13 protein-coding genes are annotated in these 19,690 nt (G+C 37.8%); 4 read left to right on the top strand and 9 right to left on the bottom strand.

Annotated elements, in window-relative coordinates; translation table 11 throughout:
* Positions 1-88: 88 nt before the first annotated feature.
* A complete protein-coding gene (locus QNJ50_RS24665) occupies positions 89-844 on the bottom strand; it encodes a cobalt-precorrin-6A reductase (protein ID WP_300640863.1) in 756 nt (251 codons plus the stop codon).
* A gap of 252 nt (positions 845-1,096) precedes the next feature.
* Positions 1,097-2,152, bottom strand: a complete 1,056-nt coding sequence (cbiD, locus tag QNJ50_RS24660) for a cobalt-precorrin-5B (C(1))-methyltransferase CbiD (protein WP_300640861.1) — start codon at positions 2,150-2,152, stop codon at positions 1,097-1,099.
* Between the two features lie 263 nt (positions 2,153-2,415).
* On the opposite strand from cbiD, the gene QNJ50_RS24655 reads away from it, so the two are divergent.
* From QNJ50_RS24655 to QNJ50_RS24640, 4 genes are all read left to right on the top strand, one after another.
* Complete coding sequence (locus QNJ50_RS24655) at positions 2,416-3,930, top strand: NAD(P)/FAD-dependent oxidoreductase (protein WP_300640859.1); 1,515 nt, start codon at positions 2,416-2,418, stop codon at positions 3,928-3,930.
* Positions 3,931-4,506: 576 nt separating this feature from the next.
* Positions 4,507-7,857: a ferritin-like protein gene (locus QNJ50_RS24650; RefSeq protein ID WP_300640857.1), complete on the top strand. Its 3,351-nt coding sequence runs from the start codon at positions 4,507-4,509 to the stop codon at positions 7,855-7,857.
* A gap of 157 nt (positions 7,858-8,014) precedes the next feature.
* The gene (locus QNJ50_RS24645) at positions 8,015-9,628 is read left to right on the top strand and encodes an FAD-dependent monooxygenase (protein WP_300640854.1); all 1,614 of its coding nucleotides are present in this window, start codon (positions 8,015-8,017) and stop codon (positions 9,626-9,628) included.
* Between the two features lie 119 nt (positions 9,629-9,747).
* Positions 9,748-10,149 (top strand): fasciclin domain-containing protein, encoded by a 402-nt coding sequence (locus QNJ50_RS24640; protein ID WP_300640852.1) that lies wholly within the window; start codon positions 9,748-9,750, stop codon positions 10,147-10,149.
* Positions 10,150-10,264: 115 nt separating this feature from the next.
* Here the strand turns inward: QNJ50_RS24640 and QNJ50_RS24635 are convergent, their stop codons facing one another.
* From QNJ50_RS24635 to QNJ50_RS24605, 7 genes are all read right to left on the bottom strand, one after another.
* The gene (locus tag QNJ50_RS24635) at positions 10,265-10,456 is read right to left on the bottom strand and encodes a hypothetical protein (RefSeq protein ID WP_027845094.1); all 192 of its coding nucleotides are present in this window, start codon (positions 10,454-10,456) and stop codon (positions 10,265-10,267) included.
* Between the two features lie 307 nt (positions 10,457-10,763).
* Positions 10,764-11,951, bottom strand: coding sequence for an ABC transporter permease DevC (gene devC / locus QNJ50_RS24630; RefSeq protein ID WP_300640849.1), 1,188 nt, complete (start codon positions 11,949-11,951; stop codon positions 10,764-10,766).
* Positions 11,952-12,534: 583 nt separating this feature from the next.
* Positions 12,535-13,338, bottom strand: a complete 804-nt coding sequence (locus tag QNJ50_RS24625) for an SH3 domain-containing protein (protein WP_300640847.1) — start codon at positions 13,336-13,338, stop codon at positions 12,535-12,537.
* Positions 13,339-13,777: 439 nt separating this feature from the next.
* Entirely contained in the window at positions 13,778-15,457 is a 1,680-nt protein-coding gene (locus QNJ50_RS24620; RefSeq protein WP_300640845.1) for an iron uptake porin, read from the bottom strand.
* A 768-nt stretch (positions 15,458-16,225) separates the two neighbouring features.
* Positions 16,226-16,651: a hypothetical protein gene (locus QNJ50_RS24615; RefSeq protein ID WP_300640843.1), complete on the bottom strand. Its 426-nt coding sequence runs from the start codon at positions 16,649-16,651 to the stop codon at positions 16,226-16,228.
* A 449-nt stretch (positions 16,652-17,100) separates the two neighbouring features.
* Positions 17,101-17,805 carry a GDSL-type esterase/lipase family protein gene (locus tag QNJ50_RS24610; RefSeq protein ID WP_300640841.1) on the bottom strand — a complete coding sequence of 235 codons (705 nt, stop codon included), beginning with the start codon at positions 17,803-17,805 and terminating at the stop codon, positions 17,101-17,103.
* A 287-nt stretch (positions 17,806-18,092) separates the two neighbouring features.
* The coding region (locus tag QNJ50_RS24605) for a hypothetical protein (RefSeq protein WP_300640839.1) at positions 18,093-19,690 on the bottom strand (1,598 nt) is incomplete at its 5' end.

Raw genomic sequence — 19,690 nt, 5'->3', positions numbered from 1 at the left:
TTATTTCACAATATCAAATTTATTGTATTGATTAATCTACAACTATTCAATTACATGATTTAAAGTATATTATCCAAGGTTGATGATATCAGTAGCTAGTAGATTTTATGAATGAAAGCAACCATATCAAAGCATCCTCAACATTATTAACCCATTCTCCTGGGGGAAGTTGGGGACGTTTTACCATAACAACTTTGATTCCTAATTCTCGTGCAGCAGTAATTTTAGCAATTGTTGCATCTCCACCACTATTTTTACTGACAATAGTATCAATTTGATGTTCGATTAATAACTCTTTTTCCTTAATTAATCTAAATGGTCCGCGATCGAGTATTATCAATCCTTGTGGAATTAAATCATCTTTCTTGGGGGGTTCGATTAATCGCATTAAAAACCAAATTTTGTCTATATGTACAAAATTAGTAAGTTTTTGTCTACCAACAGCTAAGAATACTCGTTTTGCATTTTCTTTTAACATCTCTGCAACACTTGTAATATTATCAACCTCAAGCCAATTATCTCCAGCTTGCAATAACCATTCCGGTCGAATCAACATCAATCTGGGTAAATCTAGTTCCTGTGCTGCGACTGCTGCGTGCAGAGATATTTTGCCTGCAAATGGATGAGTTGCATCGATTAAGATATCAATTGCATCATCCTGCAAATATTTTATTAAGCCTGGAACACCACCAAAACCACCAACTCGTGTCACTCCTACTTGATACCTAGCTTGAGTCGTACGACCTGCAACAGATAACCTTACTTCTAGATTAGAAATAGTTGCGGCTTTAATCGCTAATTGAGATGCTTCCTTTGTTCCACCAAGAATTAGTAAACGCTTCATTTAATATACTTGAAATCGATAAATTTAGATTTAAGTTTAGATTTCAATTGAGATTTTAAAATACTTGATTAAATTTTGTATCATATTTTTACATCTGTTTTGAGATTGAATAAAAAGCTGTCAAAACCCTTTAATTCATGACTTTTTAGGAATTACTAACGGGATGAATATGGTTTCAAAATCTCTAAAAAATGAATTACAAATAAAATTTAATTTGAAAAATGATCTAACGCACCGAGTTAGCATGGTGCGTTACGGGAAATTATGAATAATATTTCCTTGACGGTCGAATAAAATAACCTTTACATTTAGCTCTACATTGGCATACTTTTGCACATATTTCTTTGCGCGATCGCTAATTTTATCAGCCAAAAGAGCAAAAACTCGATCTGCTAATTGGGCTCCCACTAAAATCTTATAGGCAGCATCAGCCGTTTTGGCTTGTAAGACAGTTTGAACTATTTGTATGTCTCCCCCAGCTTCAACTACAGCTGCTGCAATGATTTCTAGCTTGGCATCTGCAATATGAGAAGATGTATTAAAAATCCCACCTGCAAGTTTAATTAACTTTCCTTGATATCCCAATAAAGTTACCGATTTTGCTTTATACAATCCTGCTTCCACAAGTAATGCACCTAACCAATTACCCGTAGGGATAATGGCTGATTCTGGAATTGATAAGCGTTGGGCTACTGAGAAACCATTATTACCAATACAAAATACTAAGTCGGAACAATTTTTTACTTTCTCGTGCAGTACGGTGCGAAATTCCTCCAAATGGTCAGCAGCACTCAAAGGTTGGGAAATACCACTAGTTCCCAATAGTGCTAAACCTTCCAAAATCCCAAATGCTTCGTTTGAGGTACGTTGGGCTAATTGATAACCTTCGGGTAAGATAATTCTGACAATAGCTGTTCGATCTGGAAAAATTAAAGGTGAAACATTAGCCTCAAACAAACGACGAGCAAAGCTGTAAATTGCAGCTTCTCCATCCACTGTCTTTCCCAGACCTTCACCTGCTTCTAAAATTAATGCTTCTGCTTCATTTTCGCGCGGTAGTAACTTGACCCAAGCCCAAATCGGAGTATTTCTGGTTATATCTAAGTTATCCCCTGGATCGCTACTAGTAATTGCTAAAGCAGTATCATTTGCTAAATTTGCAACCTGTTGAATAGGAATATCTGCAGTTTCAGGGAGTAAATTAATGGTAATAGTTTTGCAATTAATTAGACTCTTTTGCAGGTGTAATAAAGCAGCTTTAGCAGCTGCGACAGCAAAAACAGGTAGGGTATATCCTTGACGGGACATGTTGAAATTAAGAATTGGGCATTGGAAATAGGATACAGGAAAAAGAAGATTGTCATAAGCTCAAAAACAAACTTAGCTAAAATTGTAAGATTGTTAATTATTCAATAACACTAAGCACCGAAGCAAAAAATTTCTCAACATTTTCTTGTTTACTCCTTCTTCATTGCATAAAAAATTTGGGTTTTCTCTAACGAATAAAAAGAGGCGCTCAGATAACCGCAAATCAAGAAATACAGATTGTACTCAGGTAGAGGTTCAGACTTATGGATATTCAAAAAATGCTGGATATGTGTCGATTGAGGAATCATACAACAGGTAAAAAAATTCTCATTCTCGGTGCAGGTATTGCAGGATTAGTCGCAGCATATGAATTAGAACGTTTGGGTCACACAGTCGAAATTATTGAAGCTAGCGATCGCATCGGTGGTCGAATTTGGACTTATCGTTTTGGAGATGGTGAAGATGCAGCTTACGGGGAATTAGGTGCAATGCGTATCCCCTCGGATCATGAATATACTCTCCACTATGTTCGAGAAATGGGATTAAGTGACAAACTTTGTAAGTTTGTCACCGTTTTTGAAGAACAAAACGCTTTGATGAACATGGAAGGAAAAATTTTCCGCATAAAGGATGCACCTAGAGTTTTACAAGAGCAGTATCAAGGTATCTTTAAGGATGAACATTATAGCGAACAAACAAGATTCTTTGCCGCTTGGTTACAAACGATTGTTAATGCTATATCTCCTGAAAGCTTAAGAAAAAGTCTGGAACGGGACTTGCAAAGTCACTTGATGGATGAATTGGAACAGTTAGATTTGACACCCTATTTTAGTGAAGATGGCGAGACCATCGATTTACAAAATTTCATCAAGGAAAATCCTAGTTTTCGGGCAAAATGCTCCCAAGACCTGGACATGTTTCTCAGCGATATTTTAATTGAAACCAGTCACGACCTATTGCAAATAGCAGGAGGAACAGAACAAATCATCGATCGCCTCGTTGCATCTATCAAAGGGAATATCAAGTGTAATACAGAAGTTACTGGCTTACAAATTTGTAAAAGTAGCGTCAGAGTTTCTTTAAAAGAAAATGGAGAATTCTATAGCCGTAATTGTGACTATGTGTTATGTACTATTCCTTTCTCAGTATTGAGGGAATTAGAGTTAGTTGGGTTTGATCGCAAAAAATTGGAATCTATCCATAACACAGTTTATTGTCCTGCGACCAAAGTTGCATTTAATTGCGCTCAAAGATTTTGGGAGAAAGGTGGAATTCGAGGTGGAGCATCCTTTAGTGGTGAAGGTGTTCGTCAAACTTACTATCCTTCAGTAAAAGGTAATACCACGATGTTAGCAAGTTACACCATTGGTGATGACGCCGATAAAATCGGTGCAATGCTGGAGCAAGAACGTTATGATTACGTAAAACAGGTTGTTGGAAAAATTCACCCGGAAATTCAACAAGAAGGAATGGTTGTAGATGAAGCTTCCATTGCTTGGGGTAATTACAAATGGAGTGCTGGTGGATGTACAATTCGTTGGGACGGTGATGAGTCGAAGCATACAATCAATTATTTAGAAGCAGCAAGATCTCAAAACACTCTCTTCTTTGCTGGAGAACATTGTTCTCGTTTTCCTGCATGGATTCAAGGTTCTTTAGAGTCTGCACTTGAAGCCGTATATGATATTGTCGTTCACAAACCCTGTTTGGATAAGTCTTTGGATGATTCTTGTGTCTTACCGGTGAGAACAAACAGTATTAACACCTTTGCAGCATAAAATAAATCTTGTTCTTGGAATTTGTATTTAGAATTTGTATTTGGGATTTGTATTTGGGATTTGTTATTCGAATAAATAACCTAATGTCGTTAAGAGTTAAGTGCATAAAAATCATTTGCTTTACTCTATGTAACTTTAAGGAAGCACAATAGTCTTGCTTGTAATTTACGACGGAGAATATTGTATGAAAGGGAAATTTATGCACGATAACAAAACCTATTGAAAATTTCCAAGTCAAAATCACCGAATTAAGATTTGATAAAGTGTGCTTCTATCGCTTTCTACTAATTATATTTTTCACATTTATAAATTAGATTTATTGACCTATATTACAACCAATTATTTTTAGTTATTTAGTTCTAATTAATTAGTTTTAATAGTTAGTTTTATAATATATCATTATAATTTTAAAAATACTTAAACAGGTACTATGGAGTATTTAATCAAATAATGTAGTTACTATAACTATCATTTTCAATGATTCTAGATTTTTTTCATAGTACTTTAATAACTAACTAAATAAAAATATATCACCGATTGAAATTACTAATTACCCATTCCATTTCCATATTTAAAATGAGTATTTTAGACTTTCCTCGCTTACACTTTCAGGGTTTTGCTCGTATCCACGCTCCCACAGGAAATAAAAATAAAGAAGTGGATTTAAGTACCAATACTGCTTATATGAACGGTGAACCTTTCGATTACCGTCATAAAGCATCTGAATATCACGAATATCTTTACAATAAAGGACCAAAATTTAACCCTGAAGGACAACATAATGATAATGGTCCATTCAGCATGGCTATGGGTTGGGATTTTGGTGGAAATGGTCACTTTGTAATTGATGCCAAAATTATTAGTACCCAACGTCAGTTTGGACAAATTGACCAAAACGATCTGGTAGTCGGTCGTAAGGTTGATATGTGGGGTCACTACAATGAATATTTGGGTACCACCGTTAATCGCGCTCGGATATTTGATTGCGATCCGGCTTCCAATTGGACAACAACAATTATGCTCGGACAGCTTACCTTTGGAAGAGAAGGTGATGCTGGAGAGCTACCAAATATGTTTTCTGGACATGTAGAAGGTCTTCAGGCTCCTCGTTGGCAAAATTTTGACTATATTCAGGAATTACCAGAACATTGTCTAAATAAGGAATTTAAAAAAGCGGCGGTATATCAATTCGTAGTAGATAAAAATGCAGCAGATTTTCTCTGGATGAAAGAAGCAGAACTTTCACCGACTGTATCCTTGTTGCGAGAAGCGATGGAGCGAGACAATGTCTTGGGATTAGTAGTGCAGTTTAGCATTAGTAATATGTCTACTCCCACCAAACCCGATTCCCCGAGTTTCTGGGAATTACATGGCACAATTGGTTTGTGGTGTGTGGGAGAGATGAAAAGTTATCCCCACGGTCGTCTTTTGATTCCCGATAGTCTTTTAACTGGGGATAAGTCATCAGAACAAAATTTATCTAATCTGAGTTTAAAAATTACTCCCCAAGGTGTGAGTTTAAATGCGATCGCAGCAGTACCCTGTATTGGACGCTCTCCCAAACCAGGACCAGGTCCGACCCATGCTATTGAGGGTAAAGTCAAGTTAGGGGATTTAGAATTGCGTACAATTGATACTCAAAGATTAATCGCTAAAATTCCCGAGGAACTTTACCAAAAACAAGCTTATCAACTCAATAGTGGGATTATGGATATCCCCCTATCGGCAGAATTTGCAGATATTCAAGGCGAGATAGAAAGTCAGGGTTTATGTATTGTTGGAACTCAACCCGATGGGAAACAAAAAATTTTAGTTAGAGAGAAAGAAATAACTCTTATTGTAGATGACGCTTGCCTATTCATTGAATATCCAGATTGGCAAAATGGTAAAGATTATGCTGTAGAAGTGGAAGTATTTTCCTTTGTGAGAGGACGTCCCCAAGCAGTTGAAAATATCTACTTGCAACAATTCTATAATCCAGAAGCACTCCCCCAACTTCGTTATAAATTCGAGCGAGATCAAAGTAATATTGGTCAAGAATTTTATTACCCCCCCAGCAATGAAATAGATATTGTTCACTTCAAAGCAGGGAAACAAGAAGAAATTGGATATTTCTCCCCTAAATGCAGAATTTCTACTGGTGAGGATGGACGTACTTGGGTAAGCATACGCGGTTTCCAACCAGGTACCGCAAGAGTATTACTTTCAACTCAAACAAATGAATTAGGTATAAATGAAGCTATTACAGCCTATGACAACGAGGATAAACTAGGATTTTGGTCTGGTGTAGGCTCCTTCAACCTGCGGGTATTACCAGATGATTGGGATTTACTAGCACAAACCCCCGACAGAGCAGTAGATTTTGACTTTATTTATCAACATATCTTGGCTTACTACGAACAATGCTTCTCTTTTATGAAAGCAGAAGTTTTTAGTCTGGCTGACAAATGTAAAGTTGAAACTTACTCTCGTTTAATGTGGCAAATGTCAGATCCCAAAAATAAAAACAAAACCTATTATATGCCGCCAACAAGGGATATGTCAGAGCCTAAAGCCATGCTCCTGCGTAAATTTTTGCGAAATCAACAACAAGTGGGTTATGTCCCCGAATCAACCCCAAAACCCAAAAGTATCCAACGGGAATTAAAAACACGAGAAGAGTTAGTTAGCGCATTACATCATGCTGCAGAGTTAGAAGTTGCAGTGATGTTGCAATATATCTATGCAGGTTATTCCATACCCAATTATGTCACAGGTGAAGAGTACGTGCGTCGGGGTTTATGGACCCAAGAACAATTACATTTAGCTTGCGGTGATGGAAAAGAAGTCCGGGATTATGGAATGCGCGGTGTTCTTCTGGAAGTTTGTCATGAAGAAATGATTCACTTCTTAATGGTGAATAATATCTTAATGGCTATGGGAGAACCTTTTTATGCTGCAACACCAAATTTCAGTGAAATTAATCGTCGTTTCCCAATTGAAGTCGATTTTGCTCTAGAACCTTTGAATGCTTCCTCAATTCAAAGATTTATTCGATTTGAAATGCCTGATTTTTTAGAGGAAGATTTAACTAATGAGGTCGCACTTGGAGACCCCAAAGCCGATGACTTACATGGTTACGGTTCCTTGAGCGAGTTATATCGTCAAATTAGACAAGCAATCGAAACTATTCCCGATTTATTTGTTGTTAAAAAAGGTAATACGGGAGGCGAACATCATTTATTTTTACGGGAGGAGACTAACAAAAAACACCCACACTTCCAATTCCAAGTAGATGATGTAGAAAGCGCTCTATTTGCGATCGACTTCATCGTCGAGCAGGGAGAAGGGTGCGATCCAGACTCACCCAAGTTTGAAAAATCCCACTATCAGCAGTTTCAACGCATTGCACAAAAGCTTTCCCAACAGCACTTACAACATATTTCAACAAAAAACTCTATAAAAAATTCTACACAAAGATTACTACCCTGGAATCCTGCTTATCCTTCCTTGCGTAACCCTACCCTTAACTATCAAGATTATCATTCTAATATTGTTACCGTACCTCAAACCCGAGAAGTAATGGAAATTTTCAATAGCTGCTACTTCTTGATGATGCAATTAATGGTGCAACACTTTGGTTTAAATCCCTATACAAGTTTAAGACGTTCAAAACTGATGAACGCTAGCATTGACATTATGACCGGTATGATGCGTCCTCTGGGCGAATTATTAATGACTTTACCTTCTGGGAAACGAGGTAAAACAGCAGGACCATCTTTTGAAATACCTACGCCGATATATATCGCCGATCCAGAAGTTGCTTATAAAAGCATATCACGGGAGTTTGAAAGTTTAGCCCGACGCTCTCGCCAGTGTGAGGTGATTCCCACAACAGTTTCAGAAATGTTTGAGTTTTATATCGAATTCTTTCAAAAACTTACGTAGAAGTAGTAGGGAGTCAGAACTCAGAAATCAGAACTCAGAAATCAGAACTCAGAAGTAGCAACTCATTACTCATTACTGTGCGCTTACGCGCCCCGCTGCGCTAACATTACTCATTACTCGTTACTTATTACTCATTACCAATCGCAAATTCTCAATCATGAACACTATCAAAACAGAAGTTTTAATCGTCGGTGGTGGTCCCGTCGGTATGGCGATCGCATCCGAACTACGCTACCAAGGTATAGATTGTATTGTTTTAGAACAAACTGACGGTGTTGTTACTGACCCTAAAGTTAGTACCGTCGGTCCCAGATCGATGGAGTTTTGCCGTCGCTGGGGAATTTCTGAAGTAATACGTAATGCAGGTTGGCCGAAAGATCATACTTTGGATGTTGCATGGGTTACATCTGTCGGTGGAAAGGAAATTTTCCGTATCAAGTTTCCATCCTATGCAGAACGGTCTTTACCCGAATACAGTCCAGAAACCGAACAGGTTTGTCCTCAAGACTGGTTTGCTCCCAAATTTATCAATTATCTCGGAAAATATCCCCAAGGAAATCTCAAACTTCTTTCTCGTTTAGAAAATTTCACACAAAATGAAACAGGTGTAGTTGCTCAAATAACCAATTTAGAGTCTGAAAGTTCAAAATCTGGAAACACAGAAACTATTGAAGCCCAATATATGATTGCTTGTGATGGCGCTCGCAGCCAAATACGCAAACAATGTGGAATCGGCGCTCAAACTTTTCATGAAACCCAAGTATTTCAAAGTGTTGTTTTTGAAGCACCCGAACTTCCCGATCTGCTAGGCACAAATAATGCTATGGTTTTCTTCTTAGTCAACCCAACTATTCAAGAGCCTTTGCGTGCTGTAGATGGAAAAGGTAAATATCGCCTAATTTTAAAACCTCGGGAAGATGGCAAAATATACGATGCAGAAGAAGCGATCGCAGCAGCCATATCCATTGACACCCCATTTAAAATTATTTCTAATATGCCATGGCGTTTAACTCACCGGGTCGCAGAAACTTTCCGCGACGGGCGTATATTCTTTGTTGGTGACTCCGCTCATACGCTTTCACCATCCGGTGGTTTCGGGATGAATACCGGTATCGCTGATGCAGTTGACTTGGGTTGGAAACTTGCTGCAACCATCAAAGGTTGGGGAGGTTCCAAAATACTCGATACCTACGAAACTGAACGTCGTCCCATCGCGGTGCGAAACTTGGAACAAGCAAACGCCAATCTTCAACGCACCCAAAAACGTAGTATACCTCCAGCGATCGCCAGTGATTCTCCCCAAGGTCGGGAAATACGTCAAAAAATGGCTGAAGGAATGGAACGTAGTGGAGTTAAGCGCGAATTCGACGCTCCGGGAGTTCATTTTGGCTTTCGTTATCAGTCCCCTATCGTTATTGAAGATAATATTAATGTACCTAGTGAAGATCCTTTCCAGTGGTCTCAAACTAGTTACCCTGGTTGTCGCGCACCCCATGGTTGGCTAGAACCCGGAAAATCAACTTTAGATTTATTCGGTCATGGATTTGTATTACTTAGCTTCAAAGGAAAAGAAGGGTTAGAAACTTTTGTCACAGCGTGCGAACAACGGGGTTTACCTCTTAAATTACATGCGATCGATAATCCTGACATTGCTGAACTTTATGAAAAAGCATACGTCTTAGTTAGACCTGACGGTCATGTTGCTTGGAGAAGTGACATTTTACCAAATAATCCTCTAGCTATTATTGATCGCGTACGAGGGGAGTTTTGATACAAAATTAGTAACTATTGGGATTAATTTCTCTTAAATTAAGATTCCGAATTCATACCAATTAATAAAGAATCAAATCACAAACCCCTTACAATACTTACTAGATTAATGGTGAAAAGATGGCAGATATAATTGATATTGCTGTTAGTGCTGACTCTTTTAGTACCCTAGTTCAAGCTGTACAAACTGCTAATTTAGTAGAAACATTAAAAAGTACTGGACCTTTTACAGTTTTTGCACCCAATAATGAAGCTTTTGCAAAATTACCTCCAGGGACTATTCAAACTCTGTTGCAAAATACTCCCCAGCTAGCAAGAATTCTTACGTATCATGTTGTGCCAGGCAAACTAATGCAAGCTGATTTAGCAAAATTGAAAACTGTAACTTCTGTGGAAGGCTCCACTATTAATATTAATTGTACTAATGGATTTGAAGTAAAAAATGCCACAGTTTTAGCGGCAGATATCGAAGCTGATAATGGTGTAATTCATGTGATTGATAAGGTCATTCTTATGGGTTGATTTTTGATACTCCGCCGTCCTATGAGGACGGGGATTCTTAGTTCAACGAATCCACTTGGGTGAAAAAGGTGATACGATTCAATATCCTCAATTGTATAGAAGTATCAAAAAGTGCTCAAACATCAACATTTATCTGTTCTATCTGTCTAGCAGCTTTTTCCCAAAGCTTTGCCGAAGCCTCATCTTGCCAATGAGTTCTCATATTTTCTGCTTTTTTGTGGCATATTCGCTCTAACATTTCTAAGATTGCAGATAATGTCAATTTATCAATTAATCCTTCTACAATCTCCATATATTCTTTGTGCATGATATTTTAGATATCTAAGGTCAGCTGATATATTCCGACAAAACATATAAAAATGCAACTGCTTGCTGGGTTTTATAAAATCCATGGGGGTGGTTTTTAAGATTGCTTTTACTAAATATTTAGAAGAGCGGTAATACTGTAACTGCGATAGAACTTAACAGTCAATCATCAACAATCCTAAAGCTACCGACTCAAGGTAAATTCTGCTAGGTCTACATATTAAAGATAATTAACCTTTTTATTATGAGTCTATGAAAAGATTTTGAAGAAGTTGTGAGGAAAGATAAGATAATTGTGTTATCTGACATTAAAATACATCTGCAGGATCGGCAGACTGGAGTTTTCGCATTGCAATTACTGCTGATATCAAACAGATAAATACAGTTATGATAAATACTTGACAAATAATATCAATTCGCATGACAACTGGTATTCGCGTCAGGTGTCCCAGTAGGGCATATATGCCAGTCGCACCAATTAAACCAGGACTAAACCCTAACACAGCGAGAATAATTCCTTCTTGAAAAACAACCATTAAAAGTCTTATATCTGAATATCCAATGGCTTTGAGGGTGGCATACTCGGCTAAGTGATCGTTTACGTCTGCATACAACACTTCATAAACAATCACTACTCCGACAATAAATCCCATCACGACACCAAAGTTGAAAAGTATACCGCCAGGAACCTGTGCCCAGAAATCTTCTTCAGATTTTATAAATTCTTTATGGCTCATCACTTCAACATCCTTGGGCAAAGCTGTCTGGATATTCCTCTTTACAGTTTGCAAATCTGCACCAGGCTCAAGTTTCAAGATCCCAAGACTCAAATTATCGATACTGTCTGAGCCAAATAGACGTAGATAATTCCAATCGCTGGTGATAATGTGCCCGTTTATGAAAATAGTACTCCCCAGGCTAAAGATGCCAGCAACCTTAATTCTGCGCCCAGATATTTCAGTCGTAATAGTTTTTCTTTGAGCAAAGTACTCGGGTACAGGACCCAAATTCGGGTGGGATAGGCGGTCAAACAACACTTGATCCGGTAGTTTAATTTGCTCTAGTTGTCCCTTAACTTCCGGCAAATCGATTACTGGATGCACAGGGTCAAAAGCTATGATGGCTACATTAGTTATTTTCTTGTTCCAAGGATTAACCCAAGCTTTAAAAGAAAAGTATAAAGGATTGGCTGATTTAACTCCATCTATGGCTGCGGCTTGATACAAATGACGGCGAGAGAAGGTCTGACCATCGGCGAGATATTCGGCACGATTACTAACTAAAAACAAATCTCCCTCAAGTTGCTTGTGTAGGTTCGTGGCACCACCAAACATGCTCATTTTGAACCCCAGCATGGTAAAAATCATAATATCAGCAAAGGCAATACCAGTTAAAGCTACCAAGAGACGAATTTTTTTATGCCACAGTTGTGCCCAACCTAAAGGGGGTTCAGCGAAAAATCTACTGAGAAAAGTTTTCGGTGCAGGTAGTTTCATCTCTTAAACCCTCTACTATGTAGAATGAAAAAAATCACTGCCTGTGTACCATGGAATTGAGGTCGAAAGTGATGAAGGTTTGAAGATTGCTAATTTCTGCTAATACCAAATTCATTTAATTAGGCTACACTTCTGAAAATCAATTACAAGATGTGATTCTATTCCTGGCATGTCATCTGTCCCTTGAATTTAGGAAATTGGTGTAACTTGCCTGTATATTTGATGATGAAAGTATTTAAAAAAACAAAATTAATATTGACAATATTGATAAGTTCCTTCCCTATACCAATTACAGTTATAGGAAAATAATATGAGAAACTTGTGAGCGAAGTCCCACTATCCCCTGGAAAAAACCTCCTCATCAATAAATAAAACTCCCTCCACATCTTAGTTATTGGAGGGAATTATATTAATAATATGTATGCATTTGAAATTAATCCAATATACCGTTACCTACCCACTCAGATGTTGCATTTTAGCTAAGTTTGACCTGGTCAACAAACTAAATCTAAATTTTGTAGTAGCATACCCTGTTTGATTTTTTATAAACATACCCGTAAGTTCCACCAGTCAAATACCTTCATTAAACCCGAAGTAAGTTACCAGCAATCCAACCACGACCTCTAGTAAGCTCATACCAACCATTAGAAGAACGACCAGTAAGACTCAGTGGCGTACCATTAGAAAAGTAATTAACCTTACTGTAATTAGTACCTGGACCACTGCGGATATTTGCTCCATGAGTATACGAATTTACATACCTTATAAAGGAGGTACTAGTACCACCACCGGTACCACCACCAGAACGGCGACCGAAGCTTAAGTAATCCCCATGTATCCAATAACCATTATCTAATTGAACCCAGTCACCAGATGTGCGACCACTTGTTGTTACTTCAGTTCCATTCCTTAAGCTGTCGATTATCCTAGATCTAGTATTCGGACCAGTACGGACATTTACTCCATACACCGATTGTACTCTTGCGGCTCGACTTCCACCACCGGTACCACCACCACTACTGACGTAAGTCAAGTATCTCTTAACAACCCAATCACCATTATCAAGTTGTGCCCAGCCTCTATATACACGCCCACTTGTGTTAACAGCTTGTCCGTTATACAAGGTTGTGACTACACGAGAACTCGTAGTTGGTCTCGTACGGACATTTAACCCACTACGAGCATTAACTCTAACAGGAGCAGCTTCTGCTACGGCTCCAGATAAGCAGACAGTGAATAGAGATAAACAGAAAGCTACGAGACTCAACCATACTTTAGGATTTTTCCAACCTTGTTTTTTGGCACCTCCAGTTTGTCCAGCATGAGAACTCACAACAGAATCTCTTTCGTTCTCGGCATAACTAATCAACAATGCTAAATTATCCATGACAATTTTTACCACTTTGAAGATTGTATGATTTATAACTATTATTATGACACCAGAAAATCAAGCTATATAAAGATAATGTAATATTGATAACTTATATTAAGGATTTAAAATTCACTCAACACACAAGTGTTTATACTTAAAAACAAAAAACTTGCAATATTAAAATTGCACGGTTGAAACGCGGATTTTACTTACCTCTAACAACTTAAATTTCTAATCATAAGTAAAATACCATTATATCCCCTAAATGTCCTTAAAAAGGGATATTTGGGCTAATTTTGCCCTTTTCAATGAAGATAGGGGATCGAAAGAAATAACCCAGCAACTAGCAACTTACGCTAAGAAATAAAATTTTTGGAAATAATATAGAGTGGAGACGTAGTAATGCTACATCTCCACAAAAGTGATTTTAAAGTACCAGAAGGTTACAGAAATTTTAGAAGGTGAAGGTTGTTCTAAATGTACCAATCACCGCATCATCATTGTCATTAGAATTTTGACCGGGGTTTGTTAACCAAATCACACCAGGAGTAAGTGAAATGTTATCGTTTAAACGATACCGGTAAAATCCTTCAATGTGATATGGTCTTTCTCCATCTGCAGTTCCCAAATATGGTTGAGCGCCAGCAAAAATTCCTAACAGGTTACCCTTCTTACCAAAGTCAGGTAGAGCGACCCCGACTCCATAACTCCAAACTTCACTGTCATCGTTACTACCAAAGCCTGTGATGTCGCTATAAGATAGGAAGCCGCTAAGTGAAATATTATTGCTTGGTCTCAATGCTAATGCTACACCATAGGAATTACTTGAATATGGATTATCATTAGCAACAAAGTTAGCTTGGCTAGTTCCCACAACTGCACTATCGACAGCACCTGCATCAAATAAAGCACTACCCGTACCATGATATCCATGGACGTAGGTTGCAGCTAAGGATATGCGATCGCTAAAGCTGAAGTTTAGCTGGGCTAATGCAGCATAGTTACCATCAAATAAACCAGAACCGAGATCGGAATCAGCAGCTTCAGATGCTAAGTAGCCTAAAGTTAAAGAACTAGGTTTGAGGACTCCACCACCCTCACCAAAAACTAAGTTGACACCAGCACCAGCACCACCTCCGATTCGGTAGATGGGACTTTCACTTGCAAAAGTAGATAAAGCTCCATTACCACCATCAAAGTCTTCAAAGTAAGGATTTACAGTAGGAACGTAATCACTTTGGATACCTCCAGTTGCAGCAAGGTAAACCTGAGATTTACCAACAGGGAAGTAATATGCTAACCAGTCAACTGCAACATCATTACCATTACCAGGAGATAAGTTAAAGGTTTGAGTCCCCTCGAATGTTCCGTTCCCATTGGGGATGTCAAGTCCGGTTGCATTACCAGAAGCGAGTCGAGTATGTAAGATGTCCTTACCAGTGAAACTGGTCTGTAAGTCTAGACGAACCCTATTTTGAAGAACTGTATTGTTATTGTCGTTTTCGCCAAAGCTATCAGTAGCTGCAAATATAACTTCACCAACTAGTTTAGTTGTCGTAGAAAACTGATTTGCTTCTAGCTCTGCAGTACGCGCTTCTAAAGCATCTACCCGACCACGCAAAGTCGCCAATTCAGCAGAAAACTCTTCCTGTAAACGTTGCAGAGTCGCTAAATCGGTTTTGGTTACCAAATCTGCTGTAGCTGTGGCGATTAATTCATTAATTCGATCCAAGCAAGCATTTAAACCAGCAGCAAATTCATAACGGGTTAATGCTCGGTTACCGCGATATGTACCATTGGGATAACCAGCAATACAACCATAGCGCTCAACCAGGGACTGTAAAGCTTGAAAAGCCCAGTCTGTAGGTTGAACATCTGAAAACTGAGAAACCGATGTAACTTGGGATAAAGAACTTTTAGTTTTAGCTCTAGTACCTTCACTCCCGTATTTATTAACTTGTTCTAAAACACTGTCGTCACTTGTTTGAGACTGAGTGATTAACTGGGGAGCTTTTGATTCTTGTGTCAAAGCTTCCTCTGCTTGTGCAGCTGAACTGAAACCTGTCACTCCAATTGCAAATAATTCCAAGACCACTGGACTTAGAATTAAAGTCTTACACCACACTTTAGACATTTTGTTCTCCCCGCACTTTTCTATTAATTAATTTTTATCGTTGCACTCACTTTTATTTGCAACGTGTACGTATAACCACACAAGGGATCATATTACCAAGTGTAAACTATATTTTAGTACCTAAATATACAAAATGTAAAAATAGTTATATCTGAGCATTAGTAATCTTGCTAATACTCTCTTAATCTTCAAAAAGCTTGCTTTTATTTAAATCAACTTATTTATTGGATATAGAAAATATTTGTGCCAATTCAGTCTAATTTATTACTCCTTTTCATACAATAGTGTTGTGATCATGGAGTGAAAATATGTGTAGCTTTCTGCACAAGCTAAAACAGATTGCACCTACAAAACATTAACGTTATGGGTATTGTGGAACGCAAGCAAAATTTTAGTAGTTAAAGGTTTTAGCGCGTCTACGACGTTAGGTCTCGTGTCCGTAGGACAAACAGAACTTTGCCAATTTTCCCAGCGAATTTTGTAATGCTTTAAAATTTGATTTCTGCTTATTGATAGAAATAAAATTTACTGCAGGAATTACTAAGTACAAGCATAATTATTCCTAAAAAGTCGAAGATTTTCAAGACTGAAAATAGTAAATAAATTAATGGATATACAGTTTTAAAACATGTTTTTAAAACATATTTTTAAAACATATATTTTAGCTTTAAGGGAAATGCTTCAAGGGAAATATTTAATTCACAATAAAATAGAAGTAAAAAAATCTTAAACTCACACAGCGTTACAAAAACTAATTATACAAAGCCACTATAGCCATTGACCACCTCGAAAACGCCAACGGACAAATAAAATTCGCATCAGGCTTTGAGATACAACAAAAATTGTTAGCCAAACACTAATATAGTGGACAAAAAAACCTAATATTGGTAAGTCTTTAGAAACTGCCGGTAAACCAATAATTTTAACACCACAGAAAACAAAAAACATTTCCCAAACACCTGCGAAGAATTGGTATATTGCAGGCCAATCCCTATCCCAGCGAGATTTTTGAATTCTATCGTACACTACATCCCACAATATACCAAAAAGAGCGACATAAAAAAGTACGAAAAAATAAATCATACTTCGCTCAAAACCAACTAAACCCATTGCAAAGGGTAAGGATACTAATACCCCAGCAGTTGCAAAAAGTAATATTCGAGTTTGCCAGCGACCAAATAAAGTGGGAGTCATATAAGGTAATTTTTAAAACTTAAATACAAAGCTAAAGTATCTATTATCAAAAATTACAGCAAGGCAAAGGTATTTTCTGCAAGCTAAATCGGCAAAAATAAATATAAATTAATTTATTCTCAATTTGTTATTCATTTTGCAGATATCAGGTCACAGCTTTTAAGCAACAGATATCAAGCTATAAAATAATTCTTTTAAATAGAGAAAATTTGTCACTAAAAATATTCCGACCAAAATTGGCTATAACCATTTCCTTGACGGTCAAACGAAGTGAAAATTTGCCAAATAAGTGGGATAAAACTTATATGAAGCGTGCTGACACTGGGAGAATATTAGTGATTATTAATCATGAGAGCCAAAATTCATAAGAATCAGAGTTCATGAAAATCAGAGCTAATAAACAATAAAACTAATAAACAATAAAACTAATACATTAGGCTTCATGAAAATTACAGTTCATGAAAATTAGTAGCATGGTGAGAATTGTAATTATACTTGGCGATCGCGCTCCAGTTTAAAACCTCTTCTAGTAACTCCCTGTACCCTGTAACATTTGGGTGTAGTCCATCCGTACTTAAGCGTTCTGTTCTCCACTCTTCACTGAAGCCAATCCACTTCTGAAAAATATCCAGGTAGGGAATTCCTTTTTTAATACAGGCTAGCCGAATTGCTTCTTTATAACGATATTGATCGCTATGGTTGTAATACAAACAATCCATAAATGGCATTTTAGTTTCATCTACTGGTACCATACCAACAAATAATACCGGACAAAGTAAACTTGCTTGTTCTAATAATGAAGCTATCTCAGTTTCAAATACTGCAAAATCAGTATAATTCTTCCCATTCGGACGACCCACCCTTGCAGAATCGTTTACTCCTACGGAGAGAATAATCATGTCGGGAACGCGGTTGCGTAATTCTCCACGGTGACGAAATTCGACTTCTAATCTTTTGGCAACTTGCCCTATGCGATCGCCCCTTACTCCCAAATTGTATATTACATGACCTGGACTACTGGGTTGCATCCAACTGCGCCTCAGCCTTTCAACCCAACCTCCTCCTTCTGTATCGCCAAAACCGTACACTAAACTATCACCCAGGGCTACGATCTTCAATGGCTGAACGCGTTTCTTGCTTAGAGATAGCTGCATTGAGGATGATGTTTGGAGTAATTGCATACTATAGGATCGTACTTTATATCTTTAAACAATTCTATATATTTCTACACCGTTAATAATTAATTTTATATTTACTTTAAATAAGAAATAGCTAACTTATAGATTAATTGTGTTAATAAACAAGTTGATATTCAATATTGTATCGGTATATCGAAGTTTAAATCTTAGCTTTTCAGGAAAAATATATAAGCTTACAGTATCTTAATCTGTAAAAAGTAATATCCAGTAAGTAATCAGCCAAATAACGAATTTTAATAAATTTAGGATGGGGACTGGTTCAAAGCCCACTTCAACCATTGACCAAAAGACGAAAAAATATTAAGGCGTTGCAAATTAGAAGCGCGGGACTTAGCAAGGGCATCTACGGTACGCAAAGCGCAATATTGCAAACCCAAAAAGCTATCAACCGCAGCATATGGTCCACCTAAAGTAATTGCTCCAGCGGCATACATTTTGCCCTTCTGATTGCGCATTTCCAATAACTCAAAATCATTGGCTACTTCTAAACGCCCCATTTTATTCAATGGCAAATGATAATGTTTGACAAAATCATCCAGTAATGGATTCGCTTCTACCTTGGCATCAAGTCCTGTAGCATCAATAATAAAATCTGCATCTAAGGTTGTTTCCCCAAAACCTTTTTCTTCGATGTGGGTAATAGTACGATTTTGGGCATCCCGTTCTACTTTGGTTACCTTGCCAAATTCGATTTTGTACCAACCTTCACTTAAGCCTTCTTCTGTAATATTTTGCCAATCAATTCGATCGGCGGTAGTTGTTCCGCCCCACTGGGCTAGTAAGCTCTGGCGTTCGTCAGGGGAAGCTTTTTCTAACATGACGCGCAGATCCCCACCCCAACAGGCTTTAGGCCAATTAAAGGGTTGAAATTCAAAATGATGTTTAACAGGACGTTGCACCCCAGCAAATTTATTACCTTGTGGTTTTGGCGATCGCATTAAATGCAAAATAGTAATATGAGGATTTTTCTTTCTAGCCTCATAAATGCGTTGAATAATTCGAGAAGCAACAATACCTCGTCCTCGGATTAATACTTTTCCTCCTTGACTTTCTAGTTTTTGATAAACGTGGTTATGATCCTCATATGCATTAACGACAGATTTAAAGTCTCGATACTTTTCTCGATATGCTTGCAGGTCGTGTAAAAACTGAATTGCTGGGTAACCTGTTGCTAAATGCAGATAACGGCAAACAATAAAAGCATGATCTCCTCGACCGCGAGAATAAGCAATACAATATCTGCCATCATCAGTTTTACGAATTGCTCTAACTCGTCCGTAGCGATACATTCGCTCCCAGCCAATTCTTTTGACTTCCCGATCGATGGAGTCGAATACATTTCCAGCACGGGGGGTGTAGGTTTCAACAAAGGTTGGTTCAGCAAAAACTTTCCACAAGTATTGAGCAGAATTATTTATTTGACCCTTAGTAAAATCATGCCAAGCTTCCCGCAAAGCATAACTAGGCCATCCCCAAATGTTATCAGGGCAAGAGTCGGAATTAGAGCGCAGTCTTTCGTGTAAAGGAATTTGTGAATTTAAACACAAGCACTTATAGCGATTATAAGGCTTATCGTCCAACCCCAAAGCAATTATTTTTTCCGTTTTGACTCCACCTAGTCTTAATAGATCTACATAAATAAAACTTCCTAAACCCGCACCTACGGTTAAATATTCACATTCGTCAACTGGCAAACCAGTAGCATGAACCCCTTGAACGGAAACTAATTGATCTTGAAAAATGGGAGGTGGAAAACTACTTCCCAAAGGTGTTACTTGTTGGGGTTGGGGTATGCTGGGATCTGGAAGATTGGTAGTGGGATTAAATTGAATTGTAGAAT

This window comes from Mastigocoleus sp. MO_188.B34 (assembly GCF_030065675.1).
Lineage (GTDB): Bacteria > Cyanobacteriota > Cyanobacteriia > Cyanobacteriales > Nostocaceae > Mastigocoleus.
This window is presented reverse-complemented; position numbering and strand designations above follow the sequence as displayed.

Bases quoted from the DNA above. Each gene is read 5' to 3' on its own strand.
- QNJ50_RS24620 (WP_300640845.1), bottom strand. From the start codon at position 15,457: ATGTCTAAAGTGTGGTGTAAGACTTTAATTCTAAGTCCAGTGGTCTTG.
- cbiD (WP_300640861.1), bottom strand. From the start codon at position 2,152: ATGTCCCGTCAAGGATATACCCTACCTGTTTTTGCTGTCGCAGCTGCT.
- QNJ50_RS24610 (WP_300640841.1), bottom strand. From the start codon at position 17,805: ATGCAGCTATCTCTAAGCAAGAAACGCGTTCAGCCATTGAAGATCGTA.
- QNJ50_RS24635 (WP_027845094.1), bottom strand. From the start codon at position 10,456: ATGCACAAAGAATATATGGAGATTGTAGAAGGATTAATTGATAAATTG.
- QNJ50_RS24640 (WP_300640852.1), top strand. From the start codon at position 9,748: ATGGCAGATATAATTGATATTGCTGTTAGTGCTGACTCTTTTAGTACC.
- QNJ50_RS24615 (WP_300640843.1), bottom strand. From the start codon at position 16,651: ATGACTCCCACTTTATTTGGTCGCTGGCAAACTCGAATATTACTTTTT.
- QNJ50_RS24655 (WP_300640859.1), top strand. From the start codon at position 2,416: ATGGATATTCAAAAAATGCTGGATATGTGTCGATTGAGGAATCATACA.
- devC (WP_300640849.1), bottom strand. From the start codon at position 11,951: ATGAAACTACCTGCACCGAAAACTTTTCTCAGTAGATTTTTCGCTGAA.
- QNJ50_RS24625 (WP_300640847.1), bottom strand. From the start codon at position 13,338: ATGGATAATTTAGCATTGTTGATTAGTTATGCCGAGAACGAAAGAGAT.
- QNJ50_RS24665 (WP_300640863.1), bottom strand. From the start codon at position 844: ATGAAGCGTTTACTAATTCTTGGTGGAACAAAGGAAGCATCTCAATTA.
- QNJ50_RS24650 (WP_300640857.1), top strand. From the start codon at position 4,507: ATGAGTATTTTAGACTTTCCTCGCTTACACTTTCAGGGTTTTGCTCGT.
- QNJ50_RS24645 (WP_300640854.1), top strand. From the start codon at position 8,015: ATGAACACTATCAAAACAGAAGTTTTAATCGTCGGTGGTGGTCCCGTC.